The following is a 16,921-nucleotide window of genomic DNA, read 5'->3' on the forward strand; positions in this document are numbered from 1 at the left end:
ACATCATGATGAGACTTTTCGTAATCTTATTACTTATAACACAAACATTATTTAGTCAGAAATTTTACACAAGAACTGGAACAACCGGATTTAAAGCTTCTGTAGATGCATTTGAACCTGTACAAGCCTTAAATAAAAGTACAACTGCTATCTTAACTAACGATGGCGAAATTGCTTCACAATTATTCATAAGTGCTTTTAAATTTAGGCTGGCTTTAATGCAAGAACATTTCAATGAAAGTTTTATGGAATCTAACGAATTTCCTAAAGCTGTATTTAGAGGTAAAATAGAAGATTTTAATGCTGCTTCTTTACAAGGAAGTAAAGAGGTTTACATTAAAGGAAAAATAACTATCAAAGGTGTTAGTAAAAAAATAGAAACTAAAGGAACAATTACTAAAGTAAACGATAAAATTAATTTAATAACTAATTTCGACCTTTTGCCAAGTGACTTTAATATTAAAATACCTAGTGTTGTACGTCGTAAAATAGCAAGAATAGTTACTGTTAATTTGAATTATGAGCTTTCTGAAAAAAAATAAAAAACTATTAATTATACTTTCATTAATTGCCATAGTTAGTTTTGGAACTTACAGTTATATCTTTCAAAAACCTCAAGAAGTTTCTGAAATTAAACCTTCGTTTGAAGGTTCTTCAAAAGAATTCATTACTCAAAATGGCACTAATATTTCAGAATGGAATTCTAAAATTATTCAAATTACTGGAACCATATCGACAATAAATAATGAAGGTGTAGTTATCGATGAAAATGTATTTTGTCAATTTTCTGAAAATCAAAATTTAAACACATTGAAGGAAAATCAAACCATCACTATTAAAGGAATGGTTATAGGTTACGATGATCTGTTAAATGAACTAAAACTAAACCAATGTACATTAAAAAAATAACACTTCTTTTCTTCTTTTTACTTGCTATACAAACAAGTCTTCTTTTTGCTCAAGATGATTTACTTAACGAACTAGATCATTATAGTAATAAAAAAACAACTGGAAAGTCTAACAAAAATAAATTTGAATTGCCCGCTTTTAAAACATTAAAAATTGGTAATCTTCAATCTACAAAAATAGGTGACAAAGGAGAATTATACTTAATTGTTTCACATAGATTTGGACCTTTAAAAGATGGTTTAGATACATTTTTAGGTTTAGATCAGGCCAATACTAAAATTGAACTTTTATATAGTTTTTGGGAAGGAACACAATTCAGCTTAAGTAGAGAATCTTTTGAAAAAACAGTCGCTTTAGCTGTTAAAAGTAGATTTACAAAACAATCGGAAACTTTTCCTTTTAATTTAGTAGGTTATGCTACTGCAAATATTAATACAGAATTAAACAATAGTAGATTCTCTAACTACACGTTACAAGATGGCGACAGAATGAGTTATGCTGTTCAATTATTAGCGTCACATAGATTTTCTAAACGTTTCTCTTTTGAATTTGCACCTACTTATGTAAGGGAAAATTTACAAATTTTAGAAGAAACAGGAGCTGCAAATCATAACCAATTTGCCATGGGATTTGGTGGCCGCTTAAAACTAAGCAAGCGTGTGAGCTTAAATGCAGAATACATTCATAATTTTAATAGAGATAAAAATTCAATTTTTTATAACCCGTACACTTTTGGTGTAGATATTGAAACGGGAGGTCATGTTTTTCAATTACTATTTACTAACGCACAATCGTCAAACGAGCCAGGATATATAAGCAACGCCGGGGGGGATATTGCTTTTGGCTTTAACATTGTAAGAGTATTCTAGTATAACTAATTTGATCTTTTTTAGATAGACCTATTTATTTCCATCATGATTGGGATAAACTAGGTCTATTGTTTTTCTAATTTTATCTAAAGTTTGAATAAGTTCTAAACTAAAATTATTAGATAAAATTGGACTTTCAATTAAATCTTTGTCTAAACATTCCATGACGTGTGCAGCTTCAAAGTAATACCCATAACCTTCTCCATCATTTTCTTTTAATTCTTGAATTCCATCTTCAGTTTTTATAATAATCGGACAATTCATCTCTCTAGAAATTTGAACGGTTCCTTTTTCAAAATGGAAAATAGAGTAATTTGGAGCATCGCAAGTAAAACCAGCCCTTAAATACGCTCTCTTCTGATTTTCGTATTCAAAAATGATGTCGATATGTTTGTCTGAACCTGTGGGACTTTTAATCGCATTCGCTATAATATTATCTGGAACACCTAAAGTTTGAAGGGCGGTAAAAACAGGATAAATTCCAATATCTAATAAAGCGCCACCTCCTAAATCTAAATTATACAATCTGCTATTTTCATTATAAGCTCCATAAAACATAAAATCTGACTGAACGACTTTTAACTCACCCAATTCTTTTGAGTTTATAATAGTTAAAACTTTTTTGAATGTAGGAACCAAACGTGTCCAAAAAGCCTCCATTAAAAATGTTTTTTCCATTTTAGAAGCAGTAATCATAGCTTGAACTTCTATTTCATTAATTGCAAAAGCTTTTTCACATAAAACAGCTTTTTTATGTTGTAACGAAAGTAACGTATGCTCATAATGAAATGTATGAGGTGTTGCTATATAAACGATATCAACGTTTTCATCTTCTAACATTTCTCTATAATTACCATAAGCTTTTTGAAAACCAAACTGATCTGCAAACTTTTCCGCCTTTTTTATATCTCTAGATGCTGTCGCATATAAAACAGCATTATTAAGCGTTTTTAAATCTCCTGCAAAAATTTCAGCAATCCAACCACAACCTAAAATAGCCCAATTGTATTTTTTCAAAATCGATGTATTTAATGAAATTTAAAGATAGCTGAATATACATCGAAGTAATTGATACTAATTTTTCAATTGTAACGTAAAAAATAATTATTTAAGCTAAACCTCCAAAACACATTCCTAAGCCAACTAAAACATAAAGCGCTGCCAAAATAAATAATACAGTTGCTGCTTCTTTATTCTTCTTTTTAACTGAAAAACCAATAATTACAAGTAACAAAGGTGGGCCAAACATAATTAATATAATTATGGCGAATAGTCCTGATAAATCTCCTACTTCTAAAAAATTCATATGCTTTCTTTTTTAAGTTCTTCTAAACGTTGTTTTTTATCGTCTCTATAGAATAAATTCATAGTTTCAAAAGGGATGATTTTATAGTCTTTATCTACAATATGAACACAAGATTTTTTAATTGCGCGTACATCAAAATTATAAGCATCAATAAACTGCATAATAATTATTCGAAACAAATTGTCGTAACCCAAATTTGGTGCATCAATATTAGGTAAACAACACATAATTGATTTTAAATTTTCTTGAGCAACTTCTACGGAATTTCCTGTACTAAATAATTCTATCATTTTTCCGTGCAGTTGCTCATCTTGCTCGTAAACAATAGTGTTTTTACTATTGTCTAATAAATCTGCTGGATTCACATAACGAGTTAACGGAAATACTTCTCCTCCTAGTTTTAAAGCATAGCCCATCACTAAAGCGTCTGGATTACAAGGAACCGGAATTAAATCATCTGAATTAAAAACAGGAGACTGTTCTAATATTTTTCTTCGAACTTCTGTTAATGTTAATCTATCTTTTTCTGGATCGAAATTTTCTAATCGACCAGCTATTTGTGTAGGTTGAAATGTAACACCTCGAACACATTGTTGTTGCAAGGCATATTCGATAATTTCTCCAATTTCATCGTCATTCAATCCTTTTTGAAGCGTTACTACTAAAGTTGTTGATAAATTAACTTCATTTAAATTTGCTATCGCTTGTTTTCTAATCTCAGATAAATCTGCTCCTCGCATTTGCTGCAAAACTTCATCGTTAAAAGAATCAAACTGTAAATAAATTTCAAAATCTGGCGTGTATGTTTTTAACCTTTGTACAAATTCTTTGTCTCTTGCTATTTTAATTCCATTAGTATTCAGCATTAAATGACGAATTGGTAACGTTTTAGCGTAATCTAGAATTTCAAAAAACTGTGGATGAATTGTTGGCTCACCTCCACTAATTTGAACTACATCAGGTTCTTTTTCATTCTTAACAATAGTATCTAACATTTTCTTTATCTCTTCCAAAGTTCTGTGTCTTCCATACGTTGGCGAAGACCCTGCATAACAAGTCGGACAAGTTAAATTGCATCGATCTGTTACTTCTAAAACTGTTAAACACGAATGTTGTTCATGATCTGGACATAATCCACAATCGTAAGGACAGCCATAATGTGTTTTCGTATTAAATGTATAAGGCGTTTCCGACGGTTTATTGTAATTTCTAATATTCTTATAATATTCTACATCGTCAGCTATTAAAACTTTTGAATTGCCATGTTCAGGACAACGCTTTAACATATACACTTTATCATCTTCAAATACGATTTTAGCATCAACTCTCCTTAAACATTCGGGACACAAACTCAATGTAAAATCGTAATATGTATATTTTCTAACGGGCATATTTCACAGCTTTTAAAATAAATTTATAATAGTATAACCAACAAGTTATACATAATATTTGAATGGAACTTAATCCGAAAACAAAAAACTCATTAGGTTTTAAAAATTCGATACAAAAACGGAACCCAAAATAACTCAACATAAAAACCTTAAACAAATCTCCATTTACTGAGAATTTACTTCGAAAAGATTTCAAAAGAAAAAATAACAGGATTAAAAAAATCAATTCATATAATGCTAAAGGATGCCTTAAAATTCCGTCACCTAAATCCATTCCCATGAAAAAAGAAGTTTCTTGCCCGTAAGTAAACTCTTTTATTCCTGTTAAGAAACAACCTATTCTACCAATAAAAATCCCGAGAATAATTGGTAATGTAAACAAATCTCCTGAAGATTGTTTTTCACCAATAATCTTTTTAGAAATTTCCACTCCTAACAAACCTCCAAACAAACCTCCCATAATGGTTTTCACATTAAAAATGTACAAGAAAGATTGCTGTATTGCGATAATGGGATGTTCTAATAACCCAACTATTCTTGAGCCAAAAAAAGCTCCAAGAGCAGCTCCAAGAATAATATAAAGTCTATTTTCTGTTGGAATATGATCTTTTGATCTCTTTTTCAAAAATGCATAATATCGATATCCAAGAAAAAAGGCTAAGTATTCTAATATCAAATGAATATTAACTTTTACACCAAAAAGTATAGGTTCAAAAGGGATTTCCAACAATTTATTTTTTAGACGATTTCAAACTTATAAAATCATTCTATAAAAAAACAGTAATTTTGCAACGATTTTTTGAATTATGGTAAAGATAGACAACATAGAACTTCCTGATTTTCCATTGCTTTTAGCTCCAATGGAAGATGTTAGTGACCCGCCTTTTAGAGCACTATGTAAAGAAAATGGTGCAGATGTAGTATATACCGAGTTTATTTCTTCGGAAGGATTAATTCGTGACGCAGCAAAAAGCGTTATTAAACTTGATATTTATGAAAAAGAGCGTCCTGTTGGTATTCAAATTTTTGGTGCTAATATGGATTCTATGTTACGTTCTATAGAAATTGTAGAAAAAACCAAACCAGACATTATCGATATTAACTTTGGTTGTCCGGTAAAAAAAGTAGTTTCTAAAGGAGCTGGAGCAGGTATTTTAAAAGATATCGACTTAATGGTAAAACTTACTGAAGCCATGGTAAAACATACAGATTTACCAATTACTGTTAAGACTCGTTTAGGTTGGGATCATGATTCAATTCGAATTGTAGAAGTTGCTGAACGTTTGCAAGATGTTGGAATTAAAGCGATTTCTATTCATGGTCGTACTCGTGCGCAGATGTACAAAGGTTCTGCAGATTGGAGACCAATTGCTGATGTAAAAAACAATCCTAGAATGCATATCCCTGTATTTGGAAATGGTGATGTTGATTCTCCTGAAAAGGCTATGGAAATGCGAGATTCTTATGGATTAGATGGGGCAATGATCGGTAGAGCATCTATTGGTTATCCTTGGTTTTTTAATGAAGTAAAACACTTTTTTAAAACTGGCGAACATTTACCAAAACCTACAATTGCTGAACGTGTAGAAGTAGCTCGTCGTCATTTGCAAATGTCTATAGACTGGAAAGGTGAACATTTGGGAGTTGTTGAAACACGTAGACATTATACAAATTATTTTAAAGGAATTCCTCACTTTAAAGAACATCGATTAAAGTTGGTTACTTCTGATGATCCACAAGATGTATTTAATGCTTTTGATGAAATTCAAAATGAATTTGGAAACACTAGAATTCCACAAATTAAATAATCCATTTATCTAAATTACAAAACCATTTACCTAAGATTAACTTAGTTGCATCTAAAATTTAAATTTTATTTTAGTTTCTTATACTACATTTACAATGTTAGTAATTAAATAGTCCCTTAATTATTTACAATTAATTAATCCATTTTTACTTATATAAATGAAACATAAAGTAAATCTTGAAAAGAATAGATCACTAAAAAGAAACATTTATATAGTGGAAAAACTAATACTCGGTGCTGGGTTATGTATAAAATCGCTCAGCGCTGAGTTATATAAAATTAAATTTACCTAAATAAACATCTTTAAATGCTTCTAACCCGATTAAACTCTCAAATACAGCCCAACTTACTCCTCTAAACTATCACAAATACCTGAATTTTAAGCACCAATGTGACTTATCAAAAACTTATGTGTCATAAAAGTGTAAATGAATGAATCACTAAAGTTGTTATACTTAGATTCTCAATACATAAGATTTCATACATGAAACATAAAGTAAATCTTTAAAAAGATCTCTAAAAAGAAACATGCATGAATCAATGAAAATATCCTAGCGCTGGGTTTTTATTTTTTTAAAAAATATAAAATGAACAACAAAAATTTAGTTTTCTATAAATTCTTTTGTTATTCTACTACTTGCAATTTTTGACGCTATAAATCCTAGTGTTAAAATAGTCAGCATAACCGTAACTAAATTAAACCACCTAAACTCAACAGGATAAGCAAGATCTGGACTTATTTTAAACCATCCAAAATGTCGCTGAAGAAACACTAAATTTACTCCAACAAACAATCCTATTATCATTCCTATTAAACACAATAAAGAACCTTGAAGCACAAAAATTCTTTTTACATCATTTACCGAAGCACCTATATTTAATAAAGTTTTTAAGTTTTTTCGCTTATCTATTATCATCATAATTATTGCTCCAATTAAATTAAATAATGCTATAATTACGATAAGAGTAAAAATTAGATAAGAGACAAAGTTCTCTGTACTTATTACTTTTAAAATTAATTCATTTAACTCTGCTCTAGTTTGCACTTTAAATGCATCTCCTAATTCTTCTTGTAATTCTCTAGAAATATCATCGACAATTTCAGGGTTTCTAACTTTTAATTCAATTCCTGAAATTGTATTTGATTCATAGCCCATTAATTCTTGAGCAACATGTAACTCAGTAAAAACAAACTTATTCCTAAACTCTTCAGATCCTCCATAAATACCAGTTACTTGAGTATTTAAAGAACGATATGCGTTATTTGGATTAATAATACCTGTACCTGGTTTTGGCATAAAAATCACTAAAGGTCTCATGTAATTTTGAATGGATAGTTTACTATAAATACCATAACCAACAACTGCTGTATTTTTAAATTCTTTATCAATCCAATTTCCTGACCATAAAATTGAATCTACAGCTAAAACGTCAGTATAATTTATATCTACTCCCTTTATGTAGGCAATATGATTTTTATCTCCATATTTTAAAAAGGCACGCTCTTCTAAAACTTTTGAAAAATCTGCAATTTTTGTATTAGAGACTAAAGTTTCATCCAACTCTTTCGTATATAAAAAACTCTTTCCTTTACTAGCTGTAATTTTAATATCTGGATCTGAACTATCTAGCATTGAATAACTATACTTTCTTAACCCAGAAAAACCAGATAAGATAATAAATAATGCTAGAGTTCCTATAATTACCCCAAGCATTGCTATAATGGTAATTATATTTACTGCATTAGTACTATTCTTAGAACGCAAATAGCGTTTTGCTATGTATAATGGGAAATTCAATTGTTACTAAAATTATTGGCAATGTAACAATTATTCTCGATTATCTTTTTTGACGACGTGGTAATATTTCAGGATTTTTAATAGGATTTGTATCTTCTCCTTTTAAAGACTTATCTATTTCTTCAATATAATCTAAACTATCGTCTCCGAAGAATATAAGTTCAGGCATTCTTCTTAATTGATTTTTTGTCCTTTGCGATAATTCATGTCGAATTAATGGCGTATTTGATTTCACACCTTCTAAAATTTCATCTCTTTTATCTGAAGGAAAAACGCTTAAAAAAACTTTAGCCACACCTAAATCTGCTGTAACCGATACTTTCGATACAGAAATAATTACTCCCTTCATTCCATCTTGAGCAGCACGTTGTAATACTTCAACTAAGTCCTTTTGTAGAACTCCTGCTATCTTTCGCTGTCTATTAGTTTCTTCCATACTGCAAATTTATTGATTTATTATGGAATACCATTTCTAAAAACACCAAAACTATAGATACGCAAAATTATACTCTAAATTATTGTTTTAGAGTTTTTTTTTGCGAACATGAAATAAAGGGAGCAATTCTTAAATAATTAAGGGGTGTAAATCTTGTTCTTTATAGCATACATTACAAGTCCTACTCTGTTTCTGACATCTAATTTGGTAAATAAACTGTCTCGATAACCGTCAATAGTTTTTGGGCTCAAAAACATTTTTTCTGCGATCTCTTTGTAGGTTAGTTCTGAACACGCTAATCTCATGAACTTGATTTCATTTTCTTTGAAATTGACTTGATTTCGGTTTCCTTTTCCGGAAACTGACTCTAATAGTAGGTTAGTTACGTTTCTAGTGTGATAGAAACCATTCTCCATGATTTCTAATAATGCTTTTTCGAGTACTTCTTTTTGGGTATCTTTTAAGAGATAACCAATGGCACCTGCTTTAAGCATTTTTAGAATTGTTCCGTCTGCGTCTTCAACAGAGAGCGCTAGCACATGAACATTTGGATAATTTGCAACAATCCATTCTGTGGTCTCTATACCGTTCATAACGGGCATGTTTACGTCGACCAAGACAATGTCTGGAATGTTTCTGGGGGAAGCTTTAAACTTGTCTTTCACTTCCCCTCCATTTTTGCATGTATACAACACTTTAAATTTATCGAAAGTATTGACCATGCCTTCAATAGCTTGTGATAATAACGTATGATCGTCTACCACAACAACTGAATACTTCATAGTTAAACGGGTTAAATAAGTTAGTAAATAACTACTGCATAAGGGGATTACGCTTCCTAAAAATAGTAATAAATATTTAATTCTGTGCCTAAGTTTGGCTTAGATTCTAAATTTATATCAGCATTAATTAATTTGGCTCTGGTTTTCATATTTTCTAAACCAATTCCTTTTTGCTGTATTTCTTCCATATTAAAACCAACACCATCGTCTATTGCTTTAATCGTAAGTTGATTAGACTGAAATTGCAAATAGACTTCTAATTTCGATCCGCGTGCATGTTTTATAGTATTGGAAAAAAATTCTTGTAAAATTCGAAATAAAATTATCCCGTGTTTCTGATTTAATTCTTTTTCTTCTCCAGAAATATGCAAACTTGCCTTTATAAACTGTAAACGATTAAAACGTTCTACTTCTAATTGTAAAGCATCTTTTAACGCTATATTCTTTATAAATTCTGGATTGATGAGTTTAGATAATGAGCGTATTTCATTTAAACTTTTAGTAATTGTTTCTGAAATATCATCTAAACTTTCTGGTGTGGCGTTTTGCAATTGTATTTTTGCTAAAGTTAAGAGTTGCCCGATATTATCGTGCAACTCCCAACTAATATTTCTTAAAGTTTCTTCTCGTATTTCTATTTGTGTTTCTGCAATTTCACGCTCGAAACGTTTTTTTTCTGTAGCTTTTTCCCTTAACAGCTGGTTTTTACGTCGTTGAAACACTGTAAATAGGATAATTAGAAAAACAACAATTATTCCTATTATTAACGTAGATGCAATTAATACTTCTTCTCCTTGTTGCTGCATAGTAATCCATATATAATAAAAGTGTTCATTAATATAATTAAAATACTCAAAACAAAGAACAAACCTCTATTTTTCATATAATCTCTTAACACAAAAAATGGAATCGATGGTAAATAAAAAACTAAAAAACCAACAGAAACCCAAAAAGGCAACAATCTCTTATAACTAATTATCTCGTAAGAGAGTAATAATTGTTTTAAATATAGAAAAACATACAAACTTGTAATAACTGCTCCGAAAATTATCATATTATAATACGATATTCCCATAAAATAGATTATTATAAATGTTATATCAAATAATAGTATTGGGATAAATAATAGATACTTATGTTTTTCTACTTTTATTATTTTCTGATAAGCTAATGCTATTAAATTAAAGATTAGAAAAGTATAACTAACGTATAATAAATAACTAGACTTCTCTATTTTAAAATAATATAATCCCAGTGATTCCACTACAGCAGTAAGACATAAAACTCCTATTAAAATAAAATAAAAAGAAGATTTGAATTTTTTAATAAAAAACAATCCTAAAATTGCTGTTAAAACTTGCAATGTGGTTACTATTAAGGGTAGGGAATTCATTAGCTTTTTTTGTTTTTAAACAATATTGTCTTATTGCATATGGTAAGGAGGTGTTGTATTCCCCCAGTTACCTATTAAACTTTCGTTTTCATCATCTCCTAATTCATTTTCATTAGCTGATCTTAAGAACTGTTTATTATCTGTTTTATCAGTCTTTAATTTGAAATTATTCTTATTATCATATTTCCATTCATATCCTAAAGTTGATAACTTCTCTTTTAAAGTAACTATTTTATCTCTAGAAGAACTCTCCAAATCTATTAACATTTCTTTTCCATTAACTAATGCTGTAGGTAGATATAATAAGTTTTCATAACCTACAAAATCGCCATTTTTTGCATTCTTTTCATTATAAACTCCTTTTACAAAACTAATTCCTTTCAGCTTTATCCCTTTTTTGTGAGCTAATTCTTCTGTGTAAGCTAAATAGTTTTTCATTTCAGCAAAATCAAAAGTATTCACTCTTGTATCTTCAAAACCAAGGTTGTTAACTAAAATCTCAAACCTGGTATTATCATATTCACGTAACATGTGTACCACCTGTTTATAAGTTAATAATGTTTTAGGTTTTGTTGGTTCCGGTTGATGCTTTATCCCGAAAAGTTTGCAAATTATCAAAAGTAATTTTTTCATAATACTCAAAAGTTTGGTTATTGATTAGCATCAAAAATACAAGCTATTTTTATACTTTTTCAAACAATTTTCTTCTCCTATCAAAGAAATCAATTAGTTAAGTATAATAATACAGGAAAAACACCTTTTACCACTCAGGGTCTTTCCTATTAGGTTTTCAGGATTTAACAGATAGAAATTGAAAAAAATTATTACTTAAAAAAAACTCCTACCGAAATAGGAGTTTTTAATTATTATTTTAATCTATATGGCGCTTGGAGGTAAACCAGCATGTCCAACATTCAAAGCATCAATTCCTTCAGCAGTAATATTATCACTATTCTTTAAAATTAAGTTTTTATTTTCCACACCTGTATTATGGGTTGGCACAAAAAAGAAAGTAGTATTTCCAGGATCGTTAAATTTTTCTTGGTTTGGATATGCTCCTAAATGTACACGTAATCCTAAATTTTTGTATCCTTTCTTTTGTGCTTCGGCTTTTACATATGCAATGTATTGTTCTAGAACTTCTAAATCGTACCAAACATCACGTACGTCTTCTCCTTGTATTACACCACGAGATTGTAAAGCTTTGTTTAGCACATTTGCTCTGGTTTCTATATACTCTTTTTGTAATACTCTAGCTTTTTCATACGAAATAGCTTGTGCTGGTTTTACAGCTTCTACCACTTGTGTTTCTGGAGTAACTGTGTCTTCATCTTTTTGGCACGCAACAAACGTAACCGCACTTACCAATACAGCAAGCGTAACAACTTTAATTGTTTTCATAATTAAATAATAATGGTTAATAAATAAGTAAATAGCTAATTTTCTATATTTTAAAATGCAATTTTTATGTAGAAAATTTAAACTAACAATTTTTAACAAAGGTAAAACTTATGAAATATATTTCCTAGCCAAATTTCAATCATTGTTTTATTACAATATCTATTAACTCGTTCTGCATTTAGAATAAAACTCTATCAATTCGAGTAGTTTTTCGGAATAAAATGAATAAAAAGTATATTGAGAATACGAATTTTGACTTCGAAATAGTTCTCGATACATTTTTTCGTATCTCAAAAACACTCGAACTGACATCTAGATAAAATTAAAGTTTCTAAATGCAAACAGATTAATTAATTTTCGAGTAGCATTTTATATGGAACAGATCTTTAATTTTTGCATCAAAAAACAAAAGTGAGGCTACATCACTATTCAAAAAACTCATTATTTTTACACTATGGATAAAATCGAACACATTGGTATTGCTGTAAAAAGCATCGAAAAATCGAATGCTTTATTTGCTTCTCTTCTTGGTGAAGCACATTATAAAATTGAAGAAGTAGAAAGTGAAGGTGTTAGAACTTCGTTTTTTAAAACCGGACCTAACAAAATAGAGTTGTTAGAAGCAACAAAACCTGATAGTCCGATTGCTAAATTTATTGAGAAAAAAGGAGAAGGAATTCATCATATAGCATTTGCTGTTGAAGATATCGAGGCTGAAATTACTCGTTTAAAAGATGAAGGTTTTATTGTATTAAATGAAACACCCAAAAAAGGAGCAGATAATAAACTTGTTGCATTTTTACATCCAAAATCTACAAATGGTGTATTAATAGAACTTTGTCAAGATATTAAAAAATAAATTCACAATAAAACACACTGTATTTTTTAATAATATGGTGTGTTTTTAATTTAGTTAAATTGGCACTACACTTTTATTTTTTTATAATAAACTCCTAAAAAGTAAGCTTCATCACATAAACTTTATCAGTTTATATCAATTATTTGTAACTTGCGAATTAAATAGAGAACATTAATGACGAATTCTTTCGATTCTTTTCAAAAAAGACGCTTGCGATCTTCTTACGCTTCAGTAATTATTAGTATTGCTATTGTGTTATTTATGATAGGAATTTTAGGTTTAGTTTTATTAAAATCTACTAAAGTTGCTAATCATTTTAAGCAAGAAGTAGTAATGTCTTTATTTTTTAAAGACAACGTAACTAAAGATCAAATAGAATCTTTTAGAGAGTTATTAACTACAAAAGCATACACAAGAGAATTATATTATATTTCTAAAGAAGAAGCTGCACAAACTTATAGTAAAGATTTAGGTGAAGATTTTTTAGAATTTTTAGGAACCAATCCTTTAAAAAACGGAGTAGATTTATACTTAAATGCAGATTTTGTGACTCCTGAAAAAATGGAAGAACTTAGAAAAGAGTTTGAAAAAAATTCTTTTATTGCAGATATTTCATACGACAAACCTTTAGTAGAACAATTAACAAAGAATATAAAAAAAATAAGTTTTTGGCTTTTAATATTAAGCGGATTCTTTGCTGTTGTATCAGTTATTTTAATTAATAGTTCTATACGTTTATCAATTTATGCAAAACGTTTTAATATTAAAACTATGCAAATGGTTGGTGCAACAAAACGATTTATTAGAAAACCTTTTATTTGGCAAAGTATAAAATTAGGTTTTATTGGTGCTTTTTTAGCTTTAATTGCTTTAGGTGTTATGATTTATTATATCGATAAAAACATTCCAACTTTAGAATTAATTAAAGATTACATTTCTTTAATTTATTTAGCTGTTGGAATTTTAACTGCGTCTTTTATTATTTCGTGGATTAGCACTTTTTTTGCAACACAACGATTCTTAAACTTACAAACCAACGATTTATATTATTAAACTATGAAAAAAAATAAAAATTCAGAACAACCAGAATTTTTATTCGGTAAACGAAATTATAAAATCATGCTAATTGGTTTAGCTGTTATTGCCTTAGGATTTATTTTAATGGCAGGAGGCGGAAGTGATGATCCTAATGTATTTAACGAAGAGTTATATGGTTGGAGAAGAATCCGTTTAGCTCCTACTTTAGTTATTATTGGTTTAGGTATTGAAATATATGCTATTTTAGCCAACCCTAAAAAGTAACTATGGATATTTTAGAAGCAATTATCCTTGGAATTATTCAAGGATTAACTGAATTTTTACCTGTTTCATCAAGCGGACATTTAGAATTGGTAAAAGCCATTTTAGGTGATAATTCTGTACCAAAAGAAAGCTTAACTTTTACTGTTGTTTTACATTTTGCAACTGCTTTAAGCACGTTGGTAATTTTTAGAAAAGAAGTTGCCCAAATTTTTAAAGGATTATTTCAATTTAAATGGAATGAAGAATCTCAATTTTCGGCAAAAATTGTAATCTCAATGATTCCTGCAGTAATTATTGGTTTGTTGTTTGAAGAGCAATTAGAAACCTTTTTCAGTAAAAATATACTTCTCATTGGTTTTATGCTTTTAATAACTGCTATACTTTTATTGTTAGCTGACAAAGCAAAAAACACAGAAAAAAACGTATCTTTTTCTAACTCTTTAGTCATTGGAGTTTCTCAAGCAATAGCAATGTTACCCGGAATTTCTAGATCTGGAGCAACAATTTCGACATCTGTATTATTAGGAATAGATAGAACAAAAGCCGCACGTTTTTCATTTTTAATGGTTGTACCTTTAATTTTTGGTAAGATTGCGAAAGATATTTTAGGAGGAGATATTAATTTTCAATCTTCTGAAATTGTTCCGATTTCTGCTGGTTTTGTTGCTGCTTTTGTTACTGGGTTACTAGCTTGTCAATGGATGATTGCTTTAGTTAAAAAAAGTAAACTTTCTTACTTTTCTATTTACTGTGCAATTGTAGGTGTAATTGCTATTGGATACGCTTTATTAAAATAATCACATGAATACTTTAGAGGGTTTTAAAGAAGGAAAGGTTTTACTTATTGATAAACCTTTAGAATGGACGTCTTTTCAAGTGGTGAACAAACTTCGTTGGCACATTAGAAAACGTTTTGATATCAAAAAAATAAAAGTTGGGCATGCGGGAACACTAGATCCTTTGGCTACTGGTTTATTAATTATATGTACTGGTAAACAAACTAAAAGTATTGAAACATATCAAGGTCAGATAAAAGAATATACAGGAATCTTCGTTTTAGGAGCAACTACACCTAGTTACGACTTAGAAACTGAAATTGATAAAACTTTTCCTACAGAACATATTACACCTGATTTAATTCATAAAACTACTGAACAATTTTTAGGGAAGATTCAGCAAAAACCACCTATTTTTTCAGCAATTAAAAAAGATGGCAAGCGTTTATATGAGTTAGCCAGACAAGGAAAAACAACTGAAATTAAATCGAGAGAAGTAGAAATTACTGAATTTGAAATTACTAAAATTGATGGTTTAAATATCGACTTTAGAGTGGTTTGCAGTAAAGGAACCTACATTAGATCTTTAGCTCACGATTTTGGTATTGCTTTAAACTCAGGTGCTCATTTATCTGTTTTGCGTCGTACTAAAATTGGTGATTTTTCTGTAGATAATGCCCAAAATATAGATGGATTTATTGAAAGTTTAACGAACTAGTTTATTACAATCTATATTCTCATTTTCACATCGTAAACGATAACAGTTATTCATTTTAGTTTTTACTAAACTATTCTCAGGAAACAAGACTGAACTCTTTTTATAAAAGAACAAGGCATTTTTATAATGTCCATCATAATAGAATTCATCACCTTTTTTCAGGTATTTATTAAACTCATTTAATTTACGCTGATAATTCTTAGATGCAATATATTCTTTATAATTTCTGTTTTCTTGAATTAAATAATTTACTGTAAAACTTACAAAGGCAATTACGAAAAGAACAGCAATTATTCCTAAAACTTTTTCTTTCCAGGATTGTTTAGCCATTTCTTTTTTAAATAACTTCAATTCTTCATCAGATAATTTTACAAATTCTAATTCTCCTTCTTCAGATTTTAATCTTTTTTCTTTATCCCTAAACAAGCTTTTCTTTCGTAATAAATCTTTATTACTATTTAATAAAGGCTGTATACTTCCATATCCCCCCATAACTTTTACATTATAAGACGTAAATTTTATTTTTCGTTACATAGTGATTTCATGGAATAGTTATTGATAAGTAGAAGGAAACCAAAAACTATTATGCAAAAACTATTACTTAGTCTTTTATTTTTAAACTTTTACTTAGTAAGTGAAGCACAGATTAAAGAAAAGAAACCTTTTTTTATTGGAAACATTGGAACTACATTCGGAATTAATCAACAATTTAAATTAGGAGAAGATGGAAATGGTCCATTTATCACACCAAAATCTATTTTACTTAGAGCAGAAGTTGGTTATCAATTCGATCAACGTTGGTCTGGAAGTGTTAGTATGGGATACGATCATCATTTTAAATACGCTATTAACTCTATTCCGTATTTTGGGACACTACGATATAACTTTATTGCTAAAAGTAGCTCTGCGTACTTCGTAGATGCTAGTTTTGGTAGAATGTGGAGGCCTTCTGAAAGTTTCAGCAGCGGAAATTATTATAAAGTGGGATTAGGACTAATGAGTTTTAGTTCTAGTCGTTGGAATGGTTTAATTCGAATAGATTTCCATAGAAAGAAAATTGCAGAATTTAGGAATGGAAATTTAGATAGTATATCTTTAGGAATAGGATTTTCTTTCTTTTAAAGAATAAAAAAATGCGTATAGAAAACTAAACGCATTTTTTTATAGTAAGAC

At 29.3% G+C, this 16,921-nt stretch carries 22 protein-coding genes; 10 read left to right on the forward strand and 12 right to left on the reverse strand.

Going from position 1 to position 16,921, the window contains the following annotated elements:
• The first annotated feature begins 5 nt into the window (after positions 1–5).
• From ACSIGC_RS08635 to ACSIGC_RS08645, 3 genes are read left to right on the forward strand one after another with little or no spacing between them, the layout of a single operon-like run.
• Positions 6–542: a YceI family protein gene (locus ACSIGC_RS08635; RefSeq protein ID WP_442267716.1), complete on the forward strand. Its 537-nt coding sequence runs from the start codon at positions 6–8 to the stop codon at positions 540–542.
• Positions 520–909, forward strand: a complete 390-nt coding sequence (locus tag ACSIGC_RS08640) for an OB-fold protein (RefSeq protein WP_442267717.1) — start codon at positions 520–522, stop codon at positions 907–909. Before ACSIGC_RS08635 ends, ACSIGC_RS08640 begins: the two co-directional genes overlap by 23 nt.
• Positions 891–1,778: a DUF5777 family beta-barrel protein gene (locus ACSIGC_RS08645; protein WP_442267718.1), complete on the forward strand. Its 888-nt coding sequence runs from the start codon at positions 891–893 to the stop codon at positions 1,776–1,778. Before ACSIGC_RS08640 ends, ACSIGC_RS08645 begins: the two co-directional genes overlap by 19 nt.
• A 30-nt stretch (positions 1,779–1,808) precedes the next feature.
• Here ACSIGC_RS08645 and ACSIGC_RS08650 read toward each other — a convergent pair whose 3' ends face one another.
• The 4 genes from ACSIGC_RS08650 to ACSIGC_RS08665 form a co-directional block, all read right to left on the reverse strand.
• Positions 1,809–2,795, reverse strand: a complete 987-nt coding sequence (locus ACSIGC_RS08650) for a Gfo/Idh/MocA family protein (RefSeq protein WP_442267719.1) — start codon at positions 2,793–2,795, stop codon at positions 1,809–1,811.
• Positions 2,796–2,886: 91 nt separating this feature from the next.
• Positions 2,887–3,084, reverse strand: a complete 198-nt coding sequence (locus ACSIGC_RS08655) for a hypothetical protein (protein WP_442267720.1) — start codon at positions 3,082–3,084, stop codon at positions 2,887–2,889.
• Complete coding sequence (locus tag ACSIGC_RS08660) at positions 3,081–4,475, reverse strand: radical SAM protein (RefSeq protein ID WP_442267721.1); 1,395 nt, start codon at positions 4,473–4,475, stop codon at positions 3,081–3,083. The genes ACSIGC_RS08655 and ACSIGC_RS08660 overlap by 4 nt, the downstream gene beginning before the upstream one ends.
• A complete protein-coding gene (locus ACSIGC_RS08665) occupies positions 4,465–5,202 on the reverse strand; it encodes a prolipoprotein diacylglyceryl transferase (RefSeq protein ID WP_442267722.1) in 738 nt (245 codons plus the stop codon). The genes ACSIGC_RS08660 and ACSIGC_RS08665 overlap by 11 nt, the downstream gene beginning before the upstream one ends.
• A gap of 79 nt (positions 5,203–5,281) precedes the next feature.
• Here ACSIGC_RS08665 and dusB point away from each other — a divergent pair, with 79 nt between their 5' ends.
• Positions 5,282–6,283, forward strand: coding sequence for a tRNA dihydrouridine synthase DusB (dusB, locus tag ACSIGC_RS08670; RefSeq protein ID WP_442267723.1), 1,002 nt, complete (start codon positions 5,282–5,284; stop codon positions 6,281–6,283).
• A 601-nt stretch (positions 6,284–6,884) separates the two neighbouring features.
• On the opposite strand, the gene ACSIGC_RS08675 is transcribed toward dusB, so the two are convergent.
• The 7 genes from ACSIGC_RS08675 to ACSIGC_RS08705 form a co-directional block, all read right to left on the reverse strand.
• Entirely contained in the window at positions 6,885–8,081 is a 1,197-nt protein-coding gene (locus ACSIGC_RS08675; RefSeq protein ID WP_442267724.1) for an ABC transporter permease, read from the reverse strand.
• Positions 8,082–8,121: 40 nt separating this feature from the next.
• Entirely contained in the window at positions 8,122–8,517 is a 396-nt protein-coding gene (gene rbfA, locus ACSIGC_RS08680) for a 30S ribosome-binding factor RbfA (RefSeq protein ID WP_442267725.1), read from the reverse strand.
• A gap of 137 nt (positions 8,518–8,654) precedes the next feature.
• Positions 8,655–9,299 (reverse strand): response regulator transcription factor, encoded by a 645-nt coding sequence (locus ACSIGC_RS08685; RefSeq protein WP_442267726.1) that lies wholly within the window; start codon positions 9,297–9,299, stop codon positions 8,655–8,657.
• A gap of 56 nt (positions 9,300–9,355) precedes the next feature.
• Entirely contained in the window at positions 9,356–10,105 is a 750-nt protein-coding gene (locus ACSIGC_RS08690) for a sensor histidine kinase (RefSeq protein WP_442267727.1), read from the reverse strand.
• Positions 10,078–10,692 (reverse strand): hypothetical protein, encoded by a 615-nt coding sequence (locus ACSIGC_RS08695; RefSeq protein WP_442267728.1) that lies wholly within the window; start codon positions 10,690–10,692, stop codon positions 10,078–10,080. Before ACSIGC_RS08695 ends, ACSIGC_RS08690 begins: the two co-directional genes overlap by 28 nt.
• A 30-nt stretch (positions 10,693–10,722) precedes the next feature.
• Complete coding sequence (locus ACSIGC_RS08700; RefSeq protein WP_442267729.1) at positions 10,723–11,325, reverse strand: hypothetical protein; 603 nt, start codon at positions 11,323–11,325, stop codon at positions 10,723–10,725.
• Between the two features lie 243 nt (positions 11,326–11,568).
• Complete coding sequence (locus tag ACSIGC_RS08705; RefSeq protein ID WP_442267730.1) at positions 11,569–12,093, reverse strand: hypothetical protein; 525 nt, start codon at positions 12,091–12,093, stop codon at positions 11,569–11,571.
• A gap of 454 nt (positions 12,094–12,547) precedes the next feature.
• Here ACSIGC_RS08705 and mce point away from each other — a divergent pair, with 454 nt between their 5' ends.
• The 5 genes from mce to truB all read left to right on the forward strand — a co-directional run bounded on the left by mce (position 12,548) and on the right by truB (position 15,748).
• On the forward strand, positions 12,548–12,952 hold the full coding sequence (gene mce, locus ACSIGC_RS08710; protein WP_442267731.1) for a methylmalonyl-CoA epimerase: 405 nt from the start codon (positions 12,548–12,550) through the stop codon (positions 12,950–12,952).
• A 174-nt stretch (positions 12,953–13,126) separates the two neighbouring features.
• Positions 13,127–14,005, forward strand: coding sequence for a cell division protein FtsX (locus ACSIGC_RS08715; protein ID WP_442267732.1), 879 nt, complete (start codon positions 13,127–13,129; stop codon positions 14,003–14,005).
• A 3-nt stretch (positions 14,006–14,008) separates the two neighbouring features.
• On the forward strand, positions 14,009–14,254 hold the full coding sequence (locus ACSIGC_RS08720) for a DUF3098 domain-containing protein (protein ID WP_442267733.1): 246 nt from the start codon (positions 14,009–14,011) through the stop codon (positions 14,252–14,254).
• Between the two features lie 2 nt (positions 14,255–14,256).
• Complete coding sequence (locus tag ACSIGC_RS08725) at positions 14,257–15,051, forward strand: undecaprenyl-diphosphate phosphatase (RefSeq protein WP_442267734.1); 795 nt, start codon at positions 14,257–14,259, stop codon at positions 15,049–15,051.
• Positions 15,052–15,055: 4 nt separating this feature from the next.
• Positions 15,056–15,748, forward strand: a complete 693-nt coding sequence (gene truB / locus ACSIGC_RS08730; protein ID WP_442267735.1) for a tRNA pseudouridine(55) synthase TruB — start codon at positions 15,056–15,058, stop codon at positions 15,746–15,748.
• Here the strand turns inward: truB and ACSIGC_RS08735 are convergent.
• Positions 15,737–16,240, reverse strand: coding sequence for a hypothetical protein (locus ACSIGC_RS08735; RefSeq protein WP_442267736.1), 504 nt, complete (start codon positions 16,238–16,240; stop codon positions 15,737–15,739). The genes truB and ACSIGC_RS08735 overlap by 12 nt on opposite strands.
• Before the next feature lie 93 nt (positions 16,241–16,333).
• Between ACSIGC_RS08735 and ACSIGC_RS08740 the strand changes: the two genes are divergently transcribed.
• Entirely contained in the window at positions 16,334–16,870 is a 537-nt protein-coding gene (locus ACSIGC_RS08740) for a hypothetical protein (RefSeq protein WP_442264451.1), read from the forward strand.
• Positions 16,871–16,921 lie beyond the last annotated feature (51 nt).

The organism is Tenacibaculum aquaeponti, assembly GCF_052084715.1.
Taxonomy (GTDB): domain Bacteria; phylum Bacteroidota; class Bacteroidia; order Flavobacteriales; family Flavobacteriaceae; genus Polaribacter.

Bases quoted from the DNA above. Each gene is read 5' to 3' on its own strand.
- ACSIGC_RS08685 (WP_442267726.1), bottom strand. From the start codon at position 9,299: ATGAAGTATTCAGTTGTTGTGGTAGACGATCATACGTTATTATCACAA.
- ACSIGC_RS08645 (WP_442267718.1), top strand. From the start codon at position 891: ATGTACATTAAAAAAATAACACTTCTTTTCTTCTTTTTACTTGCTATA.
- ACSIGC_RS08725 (WP_442267734.1), top strand. From the start codon at position 14,257: ATGGATATTTTAGAAGCAATTATCCTTGGAATTATTCAAGGATTAACT.
- dusB (WP_442267723.1), top strand. From the start codon at position 5,282: ATGGTAAAGATAGACAACATAGAACTTCCTGATTTTCCATTGCTTTTA.
- ACSIGC_RS08640 (WP_442267717.1), top strand. From the start codon at position 520: ATGAGCTTTCTGAAAAAAAATAAAAAACTATTAATTATACTTTCATTA.
- ACSIGC_RS08695 (WP_442267728.1), bottom strand. From the start codon at position 10,692: ATGAATTCCCTACCCTTAATAGTAACCACATTGCAAGTTTTAACAGCA.
- ACSIGC_RS08705 (WP_442267730.1), bottom strand. From the start codon at position 12,093: ATGAAAACAATTAAAGTTGTTACGCTTGCTGTATTGGTAAGTGCGGTT.
- truB (WP_442267735.1), top strand. From the start codon at position 15,056: ATGAATACTTTAGAGGGTTTTAAAGAAGGAAAGGTTTTACTTATTGAT.
- ACSIGC_RS08740 (WP_442264451.1), top strand. From the start codon at position 16,334: ATGCAAAAACTATTACTTAGTCTTTTATTTTTAAACTTTTACTTAGTA.
- ACSIGC_RS08660 (WP_442267721.1), bottom strand. From the start codon at position 4,475: ATGCCCGTTAGAAAATATACATATTACGATTTTACATTGAGTTTGTGT.
- ACSIGC_RS08715 (WP_442267732.1), top strand. From the start codon at position 13,127: ATGACGAATTCTTTCGATTCTTTTCAAAAAAGACGCTTGCGATCTTCT.
- ACSIGC_RS08720 (WP_442267733.1), top strand. From the start codon at position 14,009: ATGAAAAAAAATAAAAATTCAGAACAACCAGAATTTTTATTCGGTAAA.
- ACSIGC_RS08700 (WP_442267729.1), bottom strand. From the start codon at position 11,325: ATGAAAAAATTACTTTTGATAATTTGCAAACTTTTCGGGATAAAGCAT.
- ACSIGC_RS08735 (WP_442267736.1), bottom strand. From the start codon at position 16,240: ATGGGGGGATATGGAAGTATACAGCCTTTATTAAATAGTAATAAAGAT.
- ACSIGC_RS08655 (WP_442267720.1), bottom strand. From the start codon at position 3,084: ATGAATTTTTTAGAAGTAGGAGATTTATCAGGACTATTCGCCATAATT.
- rbfA (WP_442267725.1), bottom strand. From the start codon at position 8,517: ATGGAAGAAACTAATAGACAGCGAAAGATAGCAGGAGTTCTACAAAAG.
- ACSIGC_RS08690 (WP_442267727.1), bottom strand. From the start codon at position 10,105: ATGCAGCAACAAGGAGAAGAAGTATTAATTGCATCTACGTTAATAATA.
- mce (WP_442267731.1), top strand. From the start codon at position 12,548: ATGGATAAAATCGAACACATTGGTATTGCTGTAAAAAGCATCGAAAAA.
- ACSIGC_RS08635 (WP_442267716.1), top strand. From the start codon at position 6: ATGATGAGACTTTTCGTAATCTTATTACTTATAACACAAACATTATTT.